The following is a 20,778-nucleotide window of genomic DNA, read 5'->3' as shown; positions in this document are numbered from 1 at the left end:
CCCACAGCAGGAACCGCTTCTAATCCGACGGTCGCAGCTTCGAATCCTGCCGGGTACGCCACAAAACCCCAGGTCACAGCCATCTCTGAACATGGGCCAGCCTCGGCGTCCCTGTGGTGGGTCCACGGTGGAGCCCGGGTGGGACCAGCACCCCACTCCGCCGACCAGCCCTGCCCCGCACCTGGCGACGAACCCGGCCCGCATCCCGCAACACCAGCGACGCCGTGCGTTCCGCTGCCTCGCGCGCCACCTGCGGCACCACACTGGCATAGGTGTCTGCGGTCAGCACGATGCTGGCGTGCCCCAGCATCGCCTGCACCACCTTCAGCTCCACCCCGGCCGCCAACGCCAACGTCGCGGCCCCGTGCCGTAGATCGTGCAACCGCACCGGCGGCAATCCGCTGGAGGTGTTCAGCTTCCGAAACAGACGCGAGAGCCGCTCCGTCGCCAACACCCCGCCCTCCACCGCCGTGAACACATACCCGCCCCGGTCCCACACCCGGCCGTGGTCCTCGGCCTCCTCCTGTTGTTGACGCCACCAGTGGCGGCGCAGCACCGCAACCGTGGTGTGGTCCACCATCAACGTGCGACGGCTCGCCGCGCTCTTGGGTGCCACCTCCACCAACCCCTGCCCGCGGTGGGCCTGGAGCTGACGCACCACCCGCACCGCCCCCCGCTCCAGGTCGACGTCAGCCGACCGCAACCCCACGACCTCGCCCCGGCGCAGCCCGGTCATCACCGCCAGGTGGAACAGCGCGTACAACCGGTCCTGAGACACGTGGTCCAGAAAAGCGCGGGTCTGCTCCACCATCCACACCGACACCGACGGCCGCACACCGCTACTGCGCCAGTTGGCGACGGCCTGCTCGGTCCACACCACCGGTCGCGCACTCTGCCCGCCCTCCAGCCGGAGCCCGTTCGCCGGGTTGGACCGGAGCAACCGCTCCCTTACGGCGGTGTTCAACGCCGCGCGCAACGTGGCCCGCACCCGCTGCACCGTCGCCGCAGCCACCTGCTGGCCCCGGGGTGTGATGTGTGCGGCGATGCCTTCGAAGGCGCGCTGTACCCGGGCGGGCGTCAACTCCTCCAACACCGCCTCACCCAGATGCGGGATCAGGAAGCGGTCGATGTGCTCCTGATAGCTCACCCGGGTGCGCGCCCGCAACCTGCTGCGCCCGTCCAGCCAGTGCTGCAACCAGGCCGCCACCGTCCACACCACCGGCTCCGCAGGTCCCGCCTCATCGCCTCGGGCCCTGCGCAACGCCGCACGCGCGGCCTCACGGGAAGCGAACCCGCCCCGCCGGACCCGACACCGACCACCCTCGGACCGCTCCGAATCGAGCGAGAAGTACCAGCTCCCATGCCCACGACACCGCAACCGCGGACAACCACCCCCGAGCCTTCTCGAGGTACCGACCACCCGGCACCCGCACCGCTTGAACACCGAACCCGAACCGAACATCATCACCACCTCCAACCCCAGTCTCACCCCCGGGGGGAAAAGAAGGTGAGTGACGGGAGGCGATCCCGGCACGAGCCACAGCCTCCAGCAACCTCGATACCAAACACTACGAAGATGCAGGTCACATCCCCATCGCCCTAACTTTGTTGGAGCTCTGCGTGCCCCTGACCAGGCAAGGTCCGTCAATGATTACCCCTACATCGATTCTTTTCCAACCCACCCCAGAAATCATTATTTCTACACTCTGGGTGAATTGAAAAGATTTTCCTCCTAACCTCTCCAATTGCACCATCCACCGAAGTGTGATATTTCCACATCGACACTCGGGAGACCTCTTTGGTCAAATCGGATGACATCATCACATCGCCCTCAATGATGATGAAATACATTCGAAATGACATATCAGACGCTTCCACCTGAGACCCTCGATGGACTTGCAACTCCTTGCATGCCAGCTCTAACATCAGTAGATACTCAACTAACGGGTACGCACCCCCCCTCGGGCCAAAATCAACCCCACCGGCGGAGAATTTAATATCGGCCCGAAAGAAATCATGGACGATCCGACTTCTGCCAACTTCAGCCCAGGAACTTTTCCGCCCGTCGAGCCCAACTGGACTCCACAGTGGGGACCAAGAGAAATCTCCTTCGTCTACATCAAAATCGAATTTTATTACCATGCGTCCAAAAAGTTCTCTAGTACATATACCGAGGAGCCACGGAGGTGAAATTGTCACCCTTAATGAACAGCCTAAGCCCATTTTGTCCATTTAGGCCAATTTCTGGCTCATCAAACGACTGGTCGAGATAGTAGCCCTCCCGAGGGTCACTACTGGAACGCTCAGATCTACTCCCATTTTCCGCCACCGACTCCACCAATCCCCTAAACTGTCCCTTATCTGCAATCTCTGAAGATAGGACGTTCTCAGTTCTTCCTTCATTGTGATATTCACCTCCAGCCCTGTGCTTGTTCCATGCATGATCAATTGCCCCATCTGAGATGGTTACTTTACAGTTATGAGCGAGAACGTCCAGTGAACCAGTAGCCACGTGGTAGGTGTGGACGCCCTGCACGGTCAGGTTATGGACCGTCGCGCTCTGAGTCCAGGGCTGAACCGCGGACACCTGAACCCAAGTGCCCGAGGAGGTCTGCAGCCACATGCCCGGGGCGAGATCGATCGCGTCCACCCACAGGCCCAGATCCGGAACCCAGAACGGGTGACCATCGGTCGCCATGATCACGTCCCCGGCCACTACCGGCCCCGGAACACCCTCAGACTCCTCACCCGAACCAGCCCCATCCCCTTCAGGGACATCGCGTTCGCTCGTCGGGTCGATGGTGATCTGCACTAGGCTCTTGGCACCAGAACCGATGATGGTGGCCAGGACCGTCCGAGCTGACTGCTCCCCTGTTTCCGGGTCAGTCGCCAGGACCTTCTCACCGATATCGACGTCCTCGATGGGCTTGGTGGAACCATCAGCCATCACCACAGCCGTGCCAGGGACGAAACTGTTCCCAATCGGGCAGCTCGCCTGCATCTTCTTGTTGGCCTTGTTCAGGTCCTTGATGCCATCAATCAGGTCACCGCCGAGCGCGGAGATCCGCCGACCCAACTCCGCTGCTTTACCCCACCGCAGCCCGTACTTCGCAGCGAGTTTGGCCGGCAAACCGCCCACGAACATCATCGCGACGTTCAGCGCGGTCTCACCACATGCACCCAAATCTCCAGTGGTGAAACACTCCAGACCAGCTGTGATTCCCAGCTCGTCCGCGACCAACTTCGCTAGACCCGTCGCAGCGGCGACCAGCTTCCGCTGAGCCTCTTCCTTCTCACGCTGCGCGTTCAGATAGGCCTGCGAGGGCCCTTTCTGGCTCTGATACGTCGTCCCGCCACCACGGGACCCGGTGGACGTGCTTCTGAATCCGCCTCTGACATTTTGGTTGTATCGCTCCGTCGCTTTTTGGAGAGCAACGGGGTTGTTACGGTTGTTGTGCTGCTGGTTGTACAACCACCTGTCATGCACCAATTGCGCAGCAGGAGAAATTCGAGAAGTAGCGTATCTTGATCCCGACTCACCCGCCCAGAACAATCCAGTGGGGTCAGTGAAGGTCACCGGGTTGTTGTTCGAATAAACGTAACCGTGCATCTGCTGATGGTCGGTCACGTCCATAATCGGATCCACCGAGATGAATCGACCGAGATCCGCATCGTAGGCGCGCGCCCCAAGCTGGGTCAGCCCGGTGGAGGCATCGATAGTGCCGCCCACAAAACCGCGGTCGGAGGGCCATTCTCCGTGGCTTTCGCGATCGACACCGAACGCCGTCGTGTACCGGCGGGTCTCCTCACCGGTCCGAGCATTGACCGCGACTTGCCCGGTGCCGTGGTGGTCGGCGTGCATCCATGTCAGGGTGCCGTCGTTCTGGCGGACCGCGACCGTCTGGCCTGCATGGGAGTAGAACCGGGTCGCCTCCTGGACCAGGTCTTCCTTGTCCAGGCGCAGTTCCATACCCGGTAGATACAGGGTGGTGGAGGTCGGGTCCTCCCGGATCAGGCGCTGACCGTCGGCGTCATAGGTGTAGGAGGTCTGGGACCCGTCCTCTTCGGTGACCTGGGCCAGGTTGCCCTCGACATCCCACTCCAGTTCCTGGTCGCGGGAGGCCGTGGTGCGGCCGATCATGTTGCCGGCCTCGTCGTAGGAGTAGGTCTCCAACCGGTCCCCCGCAGGGCCGGACTCCTCCACCTGGGTCAGTGCCTGGGGCGCCACACCGGCTGCGCCGCCGTGGGTGTAGGTGCGGGTGATGTCACCGCCGGGTCCACCGTGCTGGACCTCGGTTTCGCGGTTGCCCAGAGTGTCGTAGGTGTATTCGTGCCAGTAGGGGGCCGCGCCGCCCAGAGCACTCGCGGTGGGTTCAGCAGCGCAAGCCTGTTCGCCGCTGGCATCGGGGGTCCAGACCCCGGTCATGCGTCGCATGTGGTCGTAGCTGAAGCACTGCACGTCCGTCTGGAGGTGGTCGGCGGTGGGTTCGTCGCGCAGGTTGAGGACGTTGCCCGCGTCGTCGTAGGTGTAGTGCTGGTGCACCAGGGAGCCGGTGATGCCGCGTTCGGGCACCAGCGTGGTCTCCGCGAGCCTTCCGGTGGCGGTGTCGTAGTCCCAGGTCATCCACGTGGTGTGGGCGGCAGAGACTCCGGTGTCCAGGGCGATCTGACGCAGTTCACCGGTGTTGCTGTAGACGGTGTCGGTCACGTAGTCGTCGAGCCTCGACGACATGTGAGTGGGCATGCCCAACTCGTTGTAGCTGTAGGCGATGGTTTCCTGCCCAAGGCCACCGGCAGCGGGCAGGGTCAGGGCTCGGACCGAGCCGTCGAAGTTGTACTGGGTGGAGAAGCGGTATCGCCCGGACAGCATCGCTTCGCTGTCGGGAATGCGAATCTCGGTGGTGGTGGGCCGGTAGAACTGGTCGTAGCGCACCACACGCGTGGTGTAGGGCTCCCCGTCGGTGTAGCGAGTGGACGAGGTCAGGTGCCCCTTGGCGAGGGTGTCGTAGACCCACTCGGCCCGCTTCTCGCCTTGCGACGAGTCCTCGTAGAGCCCGACTTGACGGCCGATCTCGTCATATCCATAGGCCAAAGTCTGACCACGCGCGTCAGAGGTGGTCACCAGCTGGTCGAGCTCGTTGTAGCCCATCGTGGTGGCACCGCTGATGGGATCATCGGTGCGCACCAGGCGACCGCGCATGTCATAGGTGTATTGCCAGACGTTGCCCTCAGGGTCGGTCACCGTCGCCAGCTGGTCGTTCTTGGCGTAGGTGTAGGCGATGGCGTCGTAGTCGCCCTCGGGTGTGCCTCCGTGGTGAGTTCGTACCTCGGTCAGGCGTCCTTGGACGTCAACGATGGAGGTGACGGCCGTGCCCCCGTCGGGCGGGGTGATCAGGGTACGGTCCCCGTGGTGTTCGGTACTGGTGCGCCAACGCTCCTCACCGAACGCGACATGAAGGTTGTCAGTGACTCGGCCGACGCCGTCATAGACAGTGACGCCTTGGCGGGGGATCTCGGCGTCGTTGGCGACGACGAATAGCGTGTCGGTGGGTTCCTCGGCGTTGTAGTACGGAGCGCGTTCCTTGACGACCTGGCCGCGGGTGTCATGGAAGGTGTCGGTGACCAGTCGGCCACCACCGGGTGCGGGGCTCTGGGTCTGGCGCGGCCGTAGGAAGGCGTCGAAGATCTCGTGGCCGGTGACGTATTCGGTCGAACTTTGCAGGGTGTGCGTGGTGATCGAGGTAGGCCCGTCCTGGCGGACGTGGTACTCGAACTTCGCGGTGGGGGTGTCCGTGGCCGGGTCGCGGTCGGGCAGCCATACCGATGTGACACGGCCGAGTGGGTCGTAGGCCATGTTCATGGTGCGGCCGTTGGCATCGGTCTCCGAAACCGGGAGCCCACGGGCGGGGTCGACCGTGGTGGTGGTGCTGTGACCCAGGGGGTTGGTCTCAGTGACTGACTCCGGCAGCCCGGAGGCGGTGAAACCGTACTCGGTGGTGGTCACCCGACCAGCCGTATTGATCTCTTTGACAGTGTTGCCGAAAGTGTCAAACTCAGTCTGGTCGACCGTCTGGTAGACGGGTTCACCATTGGAGTAGGAGTCGAGTTTCTGAGTGCTGGTGGGCAGCCCATGGGTAGGGGTGTCGCCGGGATCGCCACCGTCATACGCGACCCGTTCGTCGGTGATGACGTCTTCGGGTCGGTTCGGGGTGTCCCCACAGTCGACGGCGAGGGTCTCGGCACGGGAAACGAGGTTGAGGATGTGTGCGTCGGTGTTGTTGACGTAGGTGGTGTGGACACATTTCTCATCGCCGGTCACACCCACGTCACCGTGGTCACGCGTACGGGTGATAGCACCGTCGTCGTTGAAGGTGTGGTCCAGCCGTGCGTGGCGCCAGGTTCCGTCGGCTAGGCGCACATAGCTGTTCACCTGTTCGGTCCGAACCATGTGCGCGGTCTGACTACCCCAACTGTGTTTGACCTCGGCGGTCTTCTTCAGCCAAGGGGTGTCGATCTCACGGGAGATGTCCTGGCCGCCCTCACCATCACGGGTGATGGTTTCCAGTAGGGCACCGCTGAGTTCCTTGTGGTCGGTGTGTTCCTCACCGCTGGAGTCGGTGATGGATACCGAACGTTTGCCTGAGGGCTGTTTGTCCTCGTGCATGCCCTGGAAGTACAGGTACTCGGTCTCGGTGCGTTCCTCACCCTCGTGGCCGGTGCGCACGATGACGCGGTCGTAACCGCGCCAGTCGGCCCAGGTGCGGTACTTGTCCTTGACCATGCCGTCGGCCTCGGTGTACCGCCAGGCGGGGGTTCCGACGTAGTCGTAGCTGGTGGTCAACGTGGGCTGGTCTGAGACCAGGTCGACTTCGTTGACCTCGGTGACCACGTACTTGTGGAACCAGTCGGTCAGCTCCACCCCTCCCTCGGGGGTCCACAGCACCGGGTAGCAGCGTTTGGTGTTCTCGTGCGGCTTGGGTGTTTTGCCGGGTTCGCACTCGGGTTGGGAGTAGGTGATGTCGAACTGGCCGCCGGACTCGGTGTAGATCGAGGTAATGCGCCAGCGCAGCATCGGGGCGATGTCATCGGTGGGTGAGTCGACCCGGTTGGGCATCTGGGTGCCCGCGAAGCTGATCTTGGGCATCGCTTCGGTCCCGCCGACCTTGCCCACGTGCTCGATGGAGTCCAGCCACAGGGTGGGCCCGGTGCCGTCGCCAGCCTCGGGGAAGGAGTGCTCCAGCTTCCAGGTGTCCACGTCGGTGTAGGAGCCGCCGACCCGGATCTGGGTGGTGATGGCGTCGAGCTTCTTGGTGGACCAGAAGGTCGGCGAATGGCGTCCGGCGCAGGACTGGCCCGACTTGCAGTCCTGGTCCAGCGGCACGTCAGGCCAGTGCTTGGCGTTGCCCGAGGTGCGCTTGTCGGCGGCGCAGTCGAAGGAGGAGGTGACCAGGCAGCGTTCGGAGGAGGAGAAGATCACCCGGGCCGGGGCGGTGGCGTAGACGTCGTCGCTGCGCAGCCCGTACTCGATGCGCTTGACGTTGGCGGCGCGCACGTAGGGGGTGGCGGTGTTGGTGAGGTTGCGGCCGTAGTGGTTGGTCTCGGCGTCGTAGTAGAACGTCATGACGTTGCCGTGCACGTCCACGACGTGGTCGAGATTCCACTTGTTGGCCTGCTGGCACCAGGACTGGGAGAAGGTGGCGTTGTAGCAGGGCTGGCCGGACTTGGTGGCGTAGATCGGGAGGGTCTGCGCTGATTTGGTTTCGGGGTCGCCGCTGGACCAGCCGGGCAGGCGGTTTTGGCCGAAGAAGTACTGGGTGCCGTCGGGGGTGGTGACCTTCCAGTACTCGCCGTTATGGGCGCCGTTGTTGGCGCCGGTGAGGCGCTCGACCTTGGTGCCGTCGTCGTTGGAGAGCCGGTAGGTACCGTCGTCGTCCTTGATCAGGGCACCGGAGTGGCCGGTCATGGAAAGGGTGACGTTGTCGGTGTTCCAGCACAGGTCGCCGGTCTCGTGGCCGGAGTCCACGCAGGCGGAGTAGCGGCGTTCGATCGCGCCGGGGGCGTAGGCGAACCCGTCACCGATCCAGGAGGTCTGGTTGTTGGAGGTGGCGATGCGCCCGTCCACGCCTCCGGAGGAATAGCCCAGCCCGATGGCGGGGTTGAGGCTGCTGGGGGCGGGTGGGGTGGTGAAGTCGTAGGACCAGGAGAAGTCACCGGACTGGTTGTTGACGTTCCAGCTGGAGGCGGCCGAGAGCTGGGTGGCCGCGTAGTCGCCGTTGCCGCCGCCCGGGGCGGCGGCCAGCGCCATCAGGGCGCCTTGAGGTGCGGCGCTCACCCGAGCGGTGACCTGCTGTTCGTGGGTGTCGTTGGCCAACAGCTCGGCTGAGTCGTAGCTGACGGTGTCGCCGGTGTCGCAGGAGTCGTCGAGCACGCACTCGTCGATCTCGACCATGGTCAGCCGGGAGGCGTAGTCGCCGCCGAAGGCCTCGGCGAAGTCGGAGTAGTCGATATCGAGTTCGACCGGCGCGATGGTGGGTGAGTCGTCGGTGCGACTCACCCGCAGCAGCAGGCCGTTGACCCCGATCTGCTCGGCCTGGTCCTGGTCCAGGACCTCGATCTGGACTGAGGTGACCGGTTCGGGTTCGGAGACCTCGATCGGCTCGACCTGCGCGGGTGCTGCGAGGGTCTGCGCTTCTTCGTCGGGGGTGCTTTCCTCAGCCTCGGAGGGTTCTGGTTCCCGTGCGGTGGCTGACCCGTTCTCGCTGTCAGCGGCCTCTTCGTCTACCGCGGTGGCCTCAAGGTCCTCTTCGGGAGTGGCTTCCTCTGCGGTTTCGTCGACCGTTTCGTCGACCGTCTCGTCGAGTACCTCTTCCTCGACCTGTTCTTCGGCCGCCTGCTCCTGCAGTTCGCTGGCGGCCTCTTCCTCCAGCACTTCCTGCCAGTGCTCGGGAACTTCCCAGTCCTCGAACTCCTCACCGGTCACGGCCTCCACCGTGACCAGCGCGTTCTCCTGCGCGCTGAGGGTGCGAGCCGCACTCTGGTCAAGGTCGACGTCGATGCTGGTGGCTTCGGGCCAGGCCACCTTCGCCGGAGCGGTCACTGCGGCCTCGGCGACCGCGTTGTCCTGCTCCAGGGCTTGGGCGACCGCGTTACTGCCCTCGACCGAAGGCTGTTCTTCCACCTCCGGGCGGGGGTTGAACGCGGTGGCCGAGGCCGGGAGCGTGTTCAGCAGCCCGGCGACCATGACCATGGCCACCGCGTAGGTAACGCCACGACGGATCGGACCAGGCTTGGTCGAAGCAGCAGAGGTAGAAACAGGGTCAGGGGTGTCACTGCGCGGAATCACAGCAAGCCTCCTGTCACCCCGCCTTGCGGGGCGGGGTGACGATCAGGGGGAGAACAGGGGCGAGGGTGGAACGCGAGATCACAGTCGCGGGACGGGGATCTCTCCGGCGTAGATCTGGGAGAGCTCGCGTTCGTTGAGCACCCCTTGGTAGGTGTGGGCGTCGTCGAGGTCGCCGGTCCAGAAATAGGTGTTGTTACCGCGGTGCTGTCCGCTGCCGATGCGCACTGGGCCGTCGGCGTGCCAGGCATGGTCGACGCTCACGCGGGATTCTTCGAATCCGTTGACGTACAGGACGAGTTGGCCGCTGGTGTGGTCGTAGACCCCGGCCAGGTGGGCCCACTCGCCCAGCCGGGCGGGGGTGGTGGAGTAGGCGTAGGTCCATCCGGCCGAGCCGTCGGTGGGGGCGTCGTCGTGGGGGGCCATTTTGAAGGTCCAGTTGCCGTTGGAGCCCTGGTAGCCCAAATGGAAGCCGCTCTGGTACTGGCCGGCTTGGCTCAGAGCGGAGGTGTTGACGCCCTGGCCGGTCTCGTCCAGGCGCACCCAGGCGGCGGTGGTGAAGCTGCGGTCGGTGCGGATCGCTGGGCCGGTGGCTTGGATGTACTCGTCGTCGCCGTTGAGTCGGACGCCGGGTGAGAAGGTGACGTCGTTCTCGGCCAGGTCCCAGGCGGTGTCGGGGTCGGCGTGCAGGGTGGCGTGCAGGCTGTGGTCGGTGGAGTCGGCCACGGTGGTGCCCTGGTATTCGTCCAGCGCCCAGCGTCCTTCGGGGGCCAGGGGGCGGTTGGCCAGTTTCCACACTTCGGAGTGCTGTTCGGCGTCGGTGACGGTCTGGTCCAGGACCAGGCGGTCCCAGACCTTGACGTCGTCGACGGCTCCGGGCCAGTAGTAGTTCGCTGCCCCTTGGAAGAGGGCGCGGCCCACGGTCAGGGGGCCGGTGGCCTCCCAGGGGCCGGTGTGGGTGGCCCTGCCTTGGCGGATGCCGTCCACGTACAGGACCAGCTCACCGGTCTGGGAGTCGTGAGTACCCACCAGGTGGGTCCAGACCCCTGTTTCGGCCGGGGCGGAGGAGGTGACGACGGCCCATTCGCGGGAGCCGTCCCAGTACTGGTCCTCGGGGGACATCTTGAACACCCACTCGCCGGTGTTGCCCTGGTAGCCCAGGTGGAAGGCGCTCTGTTCCTCGCCTTCCTGGGCCACCGCGGTGTGGTGGGCGTGGGCGCGGTCGAGCTTGACCCAGGCCGAGACCGAGAAGGTGCCGGAGGTGTCTACGGCCGGGTAGTCGGCGTTGATCTGGTCGTAGGGTCCGGGGTCGCCGTCGGTGTAGCCGCTGGTGTGGACGGCGGTGCCGTTCAGGCGGGGGGTGGGGTTGGTGTCGGGGTTTTCGACGGTGCCGACGCGGCCGCGGACCCAGTCGACGCCTTCGGTGAGGGTGGCGCCGCGTTCGGGGTCGATGGCGTCGGAGGCGCGGTCGCCCTGGCCTTCGTTGAAGGCCAGGTGGGCGACGGGGTCGCTGGGGGGTGCGACCAGGAAGGTGTAGGCCAGTACGCAGTCGGAGGAGTTACCGAAGGCGTCCACGGTGCGGGCGTAGATCCGGTTGGGGCCTTCCAGACGGGGGGTGAGGGTGAGGGTCACCGATCCACCGGGGGTGTCGGGCTCGACCTCGGTGACGCAGGAGTCGTCGTTGAGGGCGTACTTGTAACCGGTGGCGCCTTCGACACCGTTGTTGGAGAAAGTGAACTCGCCCGGCAGCCCCGGGGAACCGTGGAAGACGTCGCCGGCCGGGTAATCGGTGGAGGTGACCTCGGGTCCCTGCTCGGGGCGATCGGTACTGACCATGAGGTAGCAGCGGGTGGACCAGCCCGACCAGGAGATGCCGTCGTTGGCGTTGGCCCGGTAGGTGATCAGCACGTTCTCAGGCAGAGTGCCCGAGCGTACTGACTGGAAGGAGCCGGAGGACCACACGGCGATGTCGGTCATTGAGGTGTCCACATCCCCCAGGCGCTGGCCGTCGACCCACCAGGCGAAGCGGGTCTTGACCTTCTGCCGGTTGGCGGAGGTGGAGTCGCGGTCGCGCACATAGGCGGTGAAGGTGGGACGGGTCTGGTTAATCAGCCGCGGGTTGTCGGGGTCGGTGGCGCATTCGCCGCCGTGGGAGTCCGAAACCCGGGTGGGAATCTCAGGCGGGTTGTTGTAGTCCACCTGCAGGGTGGGGTTGGAGGCGAAGCGCCGCCAGTCCCAGTTGCTGCTCGAGCGCGTCTCGTTGCCGCGCAACCCCACGGTGGTGGTGGCGTGTCCGGCGTCGCGGCTCCACAGGTAGCCGGTGGTCGCGTTGAACTCCACCGTCGGAGAGGCACCGCCGGGGCAGTTGGCGCGTCCGGCGTTGATGGTGCGGGTGTCGAGCCTGGTGTTCCAGAACGAGGACGAGTTCTGGGAGTTCCAGGTGGTGTTGGAGGTGATGGCGTTGGTGCGCCACAACTGCACCTGGGCGTTGGTGCACCCGTAGGCGTGGGTGACCTTGGCTCGGAAGGTGGCCCGGGTGATGTCAGCGTTCTTGGTGCGCGAGTCGATGCTGAACCGCCAGAACGCCCGCTTGGTGCTGGTCTCGTTTGGTTCGTAGCCCACGCCGGGGGTGTGGGAGGTGGCGTAGTTCCAGTACGACTGGGTGGGGTAGTTGCGGTTGACGTAAGTGCGCCCGACCCGGCTGACCGCGACTGAGGGGTCGATGTAGACCGGGTACTGGGTGGTTTCGTCGGCGAGCATCGCCGCGTCCGGGACCAGGCGAATCCTGTCCGGGGTCAGATCCACGTCCAGCAGAGCGGTGCGGGCACCGGTCGGCGCCATGAGGGTGGCGTCCTCGGCCATCTCCTCCTCCCCCGAGGAGTCCCACATGGCCGGTGCCACGGCGCTGAACACGCTCTCCTGGCCCCTGTCGCCGATGGCGTCCAGGTTGCCGTGCTCACCCAGGCGCATGCTCACGCCCTGGGTGGCCAAACCCAGTTCCAGGTCGGCGAGCTTCTCGTGCTGGGCTGCTTCAGGGGTGTGCACCACCAGTACCTGCCCGAACCCGTCGACCCCGGCGGTCAGCACCAGGTCCACGTCGGGTAGCACGTCGGGGTAGGTGGCCTGGTCGCCTTCGAGCACCGGTGCGGGCAGGTCCTCGTGCCAGCCCAACTCCACCAAGTTGGAGCCCAAACCGATGCTCGCCAGCGCACCGTCCCCGCCACCGGAGAAGACGATGTCGGCCACCACGGCTTTGGGGCGCACCCGGCCTTGGGAGTCGACCACCAGATCGGTGTCCACAGGGGTCCACCCGTCACCTTCACGCACCCGGACCGGATGGGCGTTCTGCTCCATCGTGAAGCTGCCGTCGGGGTTGGCCAGATGGCGGGTGGTCTCGGTGGTGGCCCCGGCGATCTCCACCGGTTCACCGGTCTGGCTCGCCTCGGTGAGGGCGGCCTGCTCAGACAGCTCCGCGGTGGAGACCGAACCCTCACCAGGAGGCGGCCCGGGCTCCTCATGCGCGTGGGCGCTCGAGTACAGGAAGGGGGCGAGCAACACGGCTGACAGGGCAGCGGCGGTCGCTGTACACACGGCGCGGGGCATGGCGGAGTGCTCTCTAGACCCAGGTAGGGGATGACCGAGTGGGGAATTGCTCAGCCCGGGGTCGGGCTGGCCCCGGTCGATGTCCTGGAACCGGAAGGGAAGTTAGCAGGACAAAACAAACAAACCCGGAGAGATGCACATCACTCCGGAGATGCCCAGCTGTCTTGAACAGCAGCTATAACGCTGGGTAGGCGCCCGATTGGCCTGTGGCCACGAAAGGCCAAAGGCTTGAGGTTTAGAACGCTTCCGAGTCAACAGGCTCAGAGTCGTGGCCGACACTGAAGGCCATGAATTCCCAGTTCACAGCTTTGTAAGGCTGCGGTCCGGAGATTGCTTTACTATCGGCCAGCCCATGTGGAACCGAGACGGGGCCATTTCTCTTCAGCCACATACGCCTCGGCTTCCGCCGTGGCCTGCCGGAACGACATGATGGGTTCCCTCACCCCCTGCCACCAGCGTTCTAAGCAAGCTCGTTCCCGCACAGACACGGCGACCTAGAATCACGATCCCCAGCCAACGGTTACACGTGGCCAGGGCTCCCCTGCTCGCCCAGCGCCCAGTTCGCGACACGTCGCTGGCCTCGACCTCCGGCAGCCCTGCATCAGCGTCCATCCCTTGATCTACGCTTCAGCCCGTGAGGACAACAAGATGGAGCCGTGTCTGTGAGCGGGTCCAAGCCCTTGCTCCTGCGGCCCGGGAGCACGACGTGCCCGGAGCGCGGGATCAGTACGGAGCCAACGGACGCAGCCTGCCACTCGCCGTTCCGCTCTCAGAGGCGGAGGTGGCTGAGGCGGAGATGCAGTGGGGTGTCTCGCTGCCTGACGACTACCGCGGGTTCCTCCTGGAGGTCGGCGCTGGCGGAGCGGGCCCCGGGTACGGGCTCAGCACCCTGCGCAGAACAGCAACCGGGTGGGCATGGATCGGGGAAGGGCCCTCGACCCGACACGCCACCTTGTCCGTTCCCTTCCCCACGGCCCAGGAACGGGAACGCCTCTTGGCCGAGCATGAGGACAGGGAACCGGACCGGGCTGGTTTCGCGACGCAGGAGGCGTTCGACGCCGCGTACCGCGAGTGGCGGGGCGCCGACGACGACCTCTTCAACAGGCTCGCGGAGGGGGCCGTGTGCCTGAGCCACGAGGGCTGCGACCACTTCCACTGGCTCGTCATGACCGGAGCCGAGCGCGGAAACATGTGGGTCGACGGCTTTCCGGCCGAGGGAGGTTTCCGCCCCCTGGGCACACCACAGACAAGGATCAGCTTCACGGACTGGTACCTCGGCTGGGTCGCCACGTCTGAGGTACTCCCCCGCCAGCGCTTCCAGAGGAAGAAGTAGGAACGGCGATGACGGGCCGTGTCCTCGCGGGAAACACCCAACGCACCATCGGACTCGTCCGAGAGCTGCGTGCTCCGTTCGTGCTCCGCAGTTCTGGACCGGGAGGTCATCGGGCGGCATCCCTTGACACGAAACGACAGCAGTGATCGGATGGATTGGGATGAAACGGCACCCTGTGGCACGTACAGGCACGAAAGCATCGGACTTCTAATCCGATGCTTCTCGCCAACCAAAAGAGGCCTCAGAGCGTGTTTGAGAAGGGTCAGGAAATGAGATCCTGGCCCGTCCAGGCACGCTGGCGGACGGAATCTTGTCCTCGTGCGAGACGGCGGGCCATCTGGCCACTCGCGGCCCAGCGCACCATGGCCTCAGACACCGCGGGGTCACGCTCGTAGTCCCTGGCCAGACGCCGGTGATTGGTCAACCACGCCAGCGAGCGCTCCACCACCCACCGCCGCGGGATCACCGCGAACCCCACCTGGCCGGGAGCCTTGCGCACGATGTGCACAGTCGTTCCCACGAACCCCTCGGCCCAGGCCACCAGCTTTCCAGCGAACCCCGCGTCAGCGAACACGAACCGCACCGGCGCGGTCAGGTACAGGCTCAACAGGATGGTCCTGGCCCCGTCCCGGTCCTGAACCGAGGCAGCCATCACGCACACCACCAGCAACAGCCCCAGGGTGTCGGTGACGATGAACCCCTTACGGCCGTTGACCTTCTTGCCCGCGTCATAGCCCCTGGTCCGCTGGCCGACGGTGGCGGCACCCTTCGTGCTCCGGGAGTCGATGATCCCGGCCGAGGGCTCGCCCCCGCGTCCTTGCGCGCTGCGCAGCCGGCGGCGCAGCACGGCCATGACCTGCTCGGTGACCGTGGCTTCCTCCCAGAGGGAGAAGTACCAGTACACGCCTCTGCCAGGGCGGGAAGTCCACGGACAGGTGCCGCCAGGAGCAGCCGGTGCGCACCACGTACAAGATCGCGTCCACTACATCGCGGCGGGGGTGCTTCCCGGGTCGGCCGCCGGTGTTGGCCGGTGGGAGCAGGGGCTCGATCAGGCCCCACTGGTCATCGGTCAGCTCAGAGGGGTAGGTCGGGCGTCGCGCCATGGTGGCCATGCTCGCGGCCTGACGACAGCAGCGCGGGCGAAGTGCCCGGACCGTTACCCCTTCTCAAACACGCTCTCAGAGCTGATTACTTGAAGGTCCCAGCCAGCTGAGTTAAAAGATCGATCGTTCCGGCGCGCCGAATCCGGTGCTTCCTTTGCGCACGGCTGCTAGTGACGCTCAGATAGCGTAGAAGAAAACTTTTCGAGGGTGTCATCCCGCGTCCGAAGCCCGCGTTCCTTCACCAATCTTCCCCAACGTTCCTTACGGTAGAAGCACTCAGCGATCTGTGCCCCCGTCGGTAGCTTTCCAGTCTCACGTTCTCGCTCCAACGCCCACTGCCAAGCTCGGGCCTGAAATGGCGTCAAGGCCTTTTCGTTCCCCATTCCATCCACGTCATCCACGAATTGGAGGTCAGGAGCTTCTGTCACCTCAGATGCAGTTCCCCGCTGTGTGTTGACGAACTCTGCACCTGTGATCTCAGCAGGGCCTTGCTCATCGTCTGCGTACGCAGTGCGTACGCCCCGCGCCGCCGTGCGGAACTCCCTCATGAGCAACTCGTACGCACCGATCAACGCGAACGACGGCCAGGCATGGATGATCCGCGACCACATCGTGGGGTCGGCGACCGCCACGTTCGCCGCCAAGGACGCGGCCGAGCCGATGATCAACAGTCCCCACGGCAACAGACCGCCCTTGCGTCCGTGGCGGGCGTCGCTGAGCAGGGTCATGGAGGCGCCCACGATCATGCCGTCGACCGAGAGCGGGAACAGGGCGGCTCTCCACGGGGGTTCGCCGTGGCGCAGGGCGAGTTCGTACATGTGCGAGTAGGACACCACCGCGGCGATACCCGCGAGCATCAGCACAGCGGCGATGGTCACCGTTCGTGACCAACGGGAAGGCTCCATCACGATCACTCATTTCGTGTGTGATCGAGAGACCTTCACAGCAGCGGAGCCGCTGGTGTGAGTGGTGGGAGACGGCCGTCTCCCACCACCACTGGGAGATTCTTGGGAGATACGAACGTCCCCCACCGGCTCCCAACCGTCGCGAAGATCCCTCAATGGAACCCTCTGACCTGGACAGATGCGGGTTATCGCAGATCACCGCAGGGCCCGGTACTACCAGAACCTGGTCATCGTGGCGGTCTCGCTCGGGTTCGGCGTCCTGTCGATCGCCTCATCGGACTTCTTCTCCGGTTTCCCGGAGTGGGCGACGATGATCCTGCACTCGGGCATCGTCACCGCGACCGCCTCGGCGCTGCTGCTCAACGTGTTCTTCAACGTCCTGGGCGCCGCTCGACGGCGCCGGTCCGAGCCCGCTCCGACGGACTGAAACCGCTCGGGACAGGCACAGGTGCCGCAGAGACCACACGAGCTTGACTCACCGACATCATCACAGGTCAGAAGGTTGCTCTGATTTTTTAGCTGAAGGGCTGATCTCCCGGATGGGAGATATTTGGGAGATCAGCTCACTGGATCCAGCCCGGTTATCCCCAATGCCGTGTAGTTAAGATTCTGGGTGCTGTGTCAAGGCCCCCTCGTCGAACGCACCCCACCGACATCGAGGCCGACGTTCGAGCCGCCGCTCCGCCGGGAACCGTCGCCGGACTGAACATCACTGCCGATGCCACTGGCCTGGCGCTGTTCGCGACGGTGCGGCGCGCGGACGAGCCGGGGTGATCCCAGCAGTCGGTTAGGTGTTCGTCGCCGACGCAGCCTCGATCGTCAGTCGAGGCCTTCGATGATGCGGAAGTCGCGCTCGAAGCCGTCGGGGAGTTCGGCCAGCGCCTTCTGGTAGACCGCACTCTCGTATGCGGCGACCGCCTGTCCGAAGCTGTCGAACTCGATCAGGACGACGCGCTCGGCGATTCCGGCTTCGTGTGCGACGACCCGGCTGCCGATACTGGCGAGCACCCGCCCACCTGCGGCTTTGACAGCCAGACCAGCCAGTTCGTTGTAGGCAGCAAGCCTCTCAGGATCTGTGATGGTGGGGTAGACACTGACCCAGTAGCCCTTGGCCACAATTACCTCCTGTGTTCGGAATTGATGCTCAGAAGCTTGCTCAGATCCATGGCCGGCGCGCTGCGGGGCAGCGAGCCGATGGGGCCGGTGTCCCGTGCGGTCGCGGTGAACGGTCGCTGTGATGGTGGATGGGCTGTCGATGTGGTCACCCATGCCGGGGCACCTTGCGCATGTACCGGTCCTCCCGGCCGGTCTCGCCTCTGTCGACCCGGGCCTTCAGGAACGCCTGTCACCCAGGTCGCCGGGGCAGGTTCCACAACAGCCCCTTCGTTTTGATTTCCGAAGCGGTCACCGACGCTAGCGTGTCGGAATTCGAAGCGTCAATCCTGGAGAACTGGACATCTCGACATGGCAACACCCAGACCTGGCAACCCTGTTCGCGGCTCGACCACCGGCCGCCCCCTCATGGCCGCACTCGATCTGTTCGGACGGCGGTGGAGTCTGCGCGTCCTGTGGGAACTTCGTGCGGGTCCGCTTGGATTCCGCCCCTTGCAGAAGCGGTGCGACGACATGTCCTCCAGCGTGATGCGGCAGCGCCTGACCGAACTGCTGGATGCCCAGGTGATTCACCAGCTACCGGACAGCCGCTACGAGCTCACCCCGATGGGACAGGAAGCGCGCCAAGCCCTGCACCCCCTCGCCCGCTGGTCGGAACGCTGGGCGGCCACGATCGACCCACAAGGGGCGGACCACACCGACGACCAGTCCGCCAGCCGCGTCTCACATCCGAACACCGTGGGTGATGGGACGCCGGAGAGGGGCTCCGCGGACTGACGCCCCGGCTCAGACCGGAGGCGGGGCGGTTGGAAGCCAATCTGGTCAGGTTGGCGCGGTATCCGCGGCTGATCATCGATGAGGTCGACTGCGTCCCCTGCGAGCCTGAGGCGGCGAACCTGTTCTTCCAGCTGGTCTCGAACCGGTATGAGCGGGCGTCGTTGATCGTGACCTCGAACAAGCCGTTCGGGCGGTGGGGTGAGGTTTTCGGGGACGGCACGGTGGCCGCGGCGATGATCGACCGGTTGGTGCATCATGCGGAGGTGATCGCGCTCAAGGGCGACATCTACCGGCTCAAGGAACGGGACATGGGGGCGTGCTCCTGCGTCGGATGAGAGTGCCCGTTAGCAGGCAATTCGAGAGGAATTCAGACGTCGCCAGGGGATCAGCTTTCAAACGACGTTGACATGCATCCTCAGTCCAGGAGTCTCTGCTTGAGGCATGGGTGCTCGGTGTGGGCACGACATGGAGGTAGCTCTGGTAGCTCTCGTTGTCGGCAACCGTCGTGTCGGGTGTCTCCGATGCCTCTTCGGATCCGCCGCCGGTAGGCATCTGCTCCTCTTCTGCGTACGCTCTCGGCCTCCGTGTGGAACTCGCGCATGAACTCGTACGCACCGATCAGCGCGAAAGACAGCCAGAGATGAATGACGCGCCACCACATCTTGGGATCGGCCACCGCGACGTTCGCCGCCAACGGCCCGGCTGACCCGATTTCTCCGGCTTCCCGAGTGGGCGACGATGATCCTGCACTCGGGCATCGTCACCGCAACCGCCTCGGCGCTGCTGCTCAACGTGTTCTTCAACGTCCTGGGCGCCGCTCGACGGCGCCGGCCCGAGCCCGCTCCGACGGACTGAAACCGCTCGGACACGCACAGGTGCCGCAGAGACCACACGAGCACGACTCACCCACATCATCACAGGTCAGAAAGTCGCTCTGATTCTTTTGACTGAAGGGCTGATCTCCCGGATGGGAGATATTGGGGAGATCAGCTCCCGGTGGGCTCCGAGGAGAGTTCGTCACTGATCTCTTCACGGTCCTGCTCTTCGAGCATGGGCGCCATCACGAAGAGGTGACTACGTTCCCCCTCGGTCAGAGCGCTGACGCTCCCCGCCCACCGGGATTCGAGCACTCTGAGTACCTGTTTCAGCATCACACTCGCATCGTAAGTAATGCTCGTCTGACGAGGAATGCGCAGGCCCAGGGCCCGGGGCGCGCGGTGCTCATCCTGACCCTGACCGGCCCAGCGGGCCTGGAGGGCCTGGATCGGGTGGAGGTCACCATCGCCGACCCGCTCCCCGGCCGGCATCCGGTCATCACCGGCGGCCCAACGCAGCAGGAGCTCGACGCCCAGGTGTGGGACCCCTTCCGGTTCGTTGTCTCCACGGCCGATGTCACCGGCCACGGCACCGCCCAGGCCGAACGGGTGCGCCCCGCTCCCCGGTGCATCTGGCCCTGCAACGCACTCCCGCACCCGCATGGGTGACCGACCCGGCCTTGGGGCAGGAGGAGCGAGCCGGGCAACCGCTGCTGATCACCCTGGTGTGCCACCGCACCGGGCACCGGCCGTGGGAGCTCGAGCGCTGAGCGGTGGCCATGCACTGACCCCCTGCATCAGCGCTGTTCAAAGGTGGTCTTCGGTACCGCTGGTTGCGATGATGCATTGCTGGCAGGCGACACCGGCGTCACACTCGTCCTTGAAGACCCCAACGGTATCGATGTGCGCTTCATGGCCACCTACTGCGCCAGGCGCATGGCGACTTCGGCACCCCCTTTGCCGCGCGGCGTCAGGAGCTGTTCACCCGCCTGGAAGAGACGATCGCGAAGGCCGGCCAGAGCCGGGGCGCATGCACCTGCCGCCCGGCCTCCGGTGAACTGTGATCGGTCTTTGGTGGCGACAGTGGCGGCTGGTCACTCACAGGTGGGTGTGGCGTTCCTCGGCGCGGGTGATGTCCACCGCGGTGGACATCCCGGGGAGTGCACCGCGCAACACGCGCACACCGGCTGCCTCGCCCGGGGCCAAGGCTTCCGGAGCGAAGAGGGTGTTCAGTCGGTCACCGCAGGGGCCGGAACGTGCACAGGAAGCCGCCACCGCTGCACAGCCACCTGCGCAGCGCACTTGAACTGCTGCCGTGCTGGCGCACCCCAGCCGAGCAGGCGCTCGGCCTCGGACAGAGAACACCGGTGTCGGACGTGCACACGACCGTTGTCCGGGTCAGGGGCGCGCTCTCCTACCTCGACCAGACGGGCGGCCATCCGAAGCTGGGCACGCAGTGGCGGCCCGCCGTCCTCACCCACGCTCTGATACCCCAGATACACGGGGTCCTCGAAACGGACCTGGACTTCCTCCCACACCTCACGCACCAGCGTGGCAACAGAATCCCGATCAATCTCGGGCTCAGGTGTCCCACCGGGCGTGTTCCACCTACCCGCGTTCTGGAGGATCACCACCCGCCCCTGGGCGTCAAAGACATACCCGTAGACCTGGGTGATGGGCAGGTCTGTCGGGGGGTGCTGGTCGCCGTGCCAGAGGTAGTCAAAGCCCATGCCCTCAACTTAGAGGCCTCAGCGGTTCTGGGAGGTCTGATCACACAGGTCCGTCGCAG

At 65.1% G+C, this 20,778-nt stretch carries 13 protein-coding genes and 1 pseudogene; 5 read left to right on the top strand and 9 right to left on the bottom strand.

The genetic code is table 11. The features are described 5' to 3' along the window. Nucleotides 1–73: 73 nt before the first annotated feature. The 3 genes from D458_RS33870 to D458_RS0121095 form a co-directional block, all read right to left on the bottom strand. Nucleotides 74–1,207 carry a tyrosine-type recombinase/integrase gene (locus D458_RS33870; protein WP_239648021.1) on the bottom strand — a complete coding sequence of 378 codons (1,134 nt, stop codon included), beginning with the start codon at nucleotides 1,205–1,207 and terminating at the stop codon, nucleotides 74–76. Nucleotides 1,208–2,158: 951 nt separating this feature from the next. After that, entirely contained in the window at nucleotides 2,159–9,247 is a 7,089-nt protein-coding gene (locus D458_RS33865) for an RHS repeat-associated core domain-containing protein (protein ID WP_017588727.1), read from the bottom strand. Between the two features lie 174 nt (nucleotides 9,248–9,421). After that, on the bottom strand, nucleotides 9,422–12,943 hold the full coding sequence (locus tag D458_RS0121095; protein ID WP_026119541.1) for a LamG-like jellyroll fold domain-containing protein: 3,522 nt from the start codon (nucleotides 12,941–12,943) through the stop codon (nucleotides 9,422–9,424). Between the two features lie 706 nt (nucleotides 12,944–13,649). Here D458_RS0121095 and D458_RS0121090 point away from each other — a divergent pair. Next, entirely contained in the window at nucleotides 13,650–14,276 is a 627-nt protein-coding gene (locus tag D458_RS0121090; RefSeq protein WP_239648020.1) for an SMI1/KNR4 family protein, read from the top strand. Nucleotides 14,277–14,538: 262 nt separating this feature from the next. Here D458_RS0121090 and D458_RS33860 read toward each other — a convergent pair whose 3' ends face one another. The 3 genes and pseudogenes from D458_RS33860 to D458_RS0121080 all read right to left on the bottom strand — a co-directional run bounded on the left by D458_RS33860 (nucleotide 14,539) and on the right by D458_RS0121080 (nucleotide 16,293). Continuing rightward, entirely contained in the window at nucleotides 14,539–15,180 is a 642-nt protein-coding gene (locus D458_RS33860) for an IS5 family transposase (RefSeq protein WP_017588724.1), read from the bottom strand. A gap of 16 nt (nucleotides 15,181–15,196) precedes the next feature. Further along, a pseudogene (locus D458_RS38195) lies at nucleotides 15,197–15,379 on the bottom strand (transposase); the annotation flags it as partial. Between the two features lie 167 nt (nucleotides 15,380–15,546). Continuing rightward, on the bottom strand, nucleotides 15,547–16,293 hold the full coding sequence (locus D458_RS0121080; RefSeq protein WP_026119539.1) for a DUF2637 domain-containing protein: 747 nt from the start codon (nucleotides 16,291–16,293) through the stop codon (nucleotides 15,547–15,549). A 169-nt stretch (nucleotides 16,294–16,462) separates the two neighbouring features. Here D458_RS0121080 and D458_RS0121075 point away from each other — a divergent pair, with 169 nt between their 5' ends. Beyond that, complete coding sequence (locus D458_RS0121075; RefSeq protein WP_017588722.1) at nucleotides 16,463–16,711, top strand: hypothetical protein; 249 nt, start codon at nucleotides 16,463–16,465, stop codon at nucleotides 16,709–16,711. Between the two features lie 392 nt (nucleotides 16,712–17,103). On the opposite strand, the gene D458_RS0121070 is transcribed toward D458_RS0121075, so the two are convergent. Further along, nucleotides 17,104–17,553: a DUF1330 domain-containing protein gene (locus tag D458_RS0121070; RefSeq protein WP_239648019.1), complete on the bottom strand. Its 450-nt coding sequence runs from the start codon at nucleotides 17,551–17,553 to the stop codon at nucleotides 17,104–17,106. Nucleotides 17,554–17,748: 195 nt separating this feature from the next. Here D458_RS0121070 and D458_RS33855 point away from each other — a divergent pair, with 195 nt between their 5' ends. Together D458_RS33855 and D458_RS33850 are read left to right on the top strand one after the other, a co-directional pair. Beyond that, the gene (locus D458_RS33855; protein WP_083936373.1) at nucleotides 17,749–18,174 is read left to right on the top strand and encodes a winged helix-turn-helix transcriptional regulator; all 426 of its coding nucleotides are present in this window, start codon (nucleotides 17,749–17,751) and stop codon (nucleotides 18,172–18,174) included. A gap of 29 nt (nucleotides 18,175–18,203) precedes the next feature. Then, nucleotides 18,204–18,509: an ATP-binding protein gene (locus tag D458_RS33850; protein ID WP_017588719.1), complete on the top strand. Its 306-nt coding sequence runs from the start codon at nucleotides 18,204–18,206 to the stop codon at nucleotides 18,507–18,509. 651 nt (nucleotides 18,510–19,160) lie between these two features. Here D458_RS33850 and D458_RS37045 read toward each other — a convergent pair. Further along, nucleotides 19,161–19,328 carry a hypothetical protein gene (locus D458_RS37045; RefSeq protein WP_193374639.1) on the bottom strand — a complete coding sequence of 56 codons (168 nt, stop codon included), beginning with the start codon at nucleotides 19,326–19,328 and terminating at the stop codon, nucleotides 19,161–19,163. A gap of 63 nt (nucleotides 19,329–19,391) precedes the next feature. On the opposite strand from D458_RS37045, the gene D458_RS0121045 reads away from it, so the two are divergent. Beyond that, the gene (locus tag D458_RS0121045; protein WP_017588716.1) at nucleotides 19,392–19,658 is read left to right on the top strand and encodes a hypothetical protein; all 267 of its coding nucleotides are present in this window, start codon (nucleotides 19,392–19,394) and stop codon (nucleotides 19,656–19,658) included. A 560-nt stretch (nucleotides 19,659–20,218) separates the two neighbouring features. Here D458_RS0121045 and D458_RS0121035 read toward each other — a convergent pair. After that, the gene (locus tag D458_RS0121035) at nucleotides 20,219–20,719 is read right to left on the bottom strand and encodes an NUDIX hydrolase (protein WP_017588714.1); all 501 of its coding nucleotides are present in this window, start codon (nucleotides 20,717–20,719) and stop codon (nucleotides 20,219–20,221) included. Nucleotides 20,720–20,778: the final 59 nt, after the last annotated feature.

Source organism: Nocardiopsis ganjiahuensis DSM 45031, from assembly GCF_000341085.1.
In the GTDB taxonomy this organism is placed as follows: domain Bacteria; phylum Actinomycetota; class Actinomycetes; order Streptosporangiales; family Streptosporangiaceae; genus Nocardiopsis; species Nocardiopsis ganjiahuensis.
Note: the sequence above shows the minus strand (reverse complement) of the source record. Positions and strands in the feature narration are given on the sequence as shown.

Excerpts from the sequence above, each read along its gene's own strand:
- D458_RS33865 (WP_017588727.1), bottom strand. The coding sequence starts at position 9,247 with ATGGTCATGGTCGCCGGGCTGCTGAACACGCTCCCGGCCTCGGCCACC.
- D458_RS0121095 (WP_026119541.1), bottom strand. The coding sequence starts at position 12,943 with ATGCCCCGCGCCGTGTGTACAGCGACCGCCGCTGCCCTGTCAGCCGTG.
- D458_RS0121075 (WP_017588722.1), top strand. The coding sequence starts at position 16,463 with ATGCGGGTTATCGCAGATCACCGCAGGGCCCGGTACTACCAGAACCTG.
- D458_RS0121070 (WP_239648019.1), bottom strand. The coding sequence starts at position 17,553 with ATGGGTGACCACATCGACAGCCCATCCACCATCACAGCGACCGTTCAC.
- D458_RS33855 (WP_083936373.1), top strand. The coding sequence starts at position 17,749 with ATGGCAACACCCAGACCTGGCAACCCTGTTCGCGGCTCGACCACCGGC.
- D458_RS0121035 (WP_017588714.1), bottom strand. The coding sequence starts at position 20,719 with ATGGGCTTTGACTACCTCTGGCACGGCGACCAGCACCCCCCGACAGAC.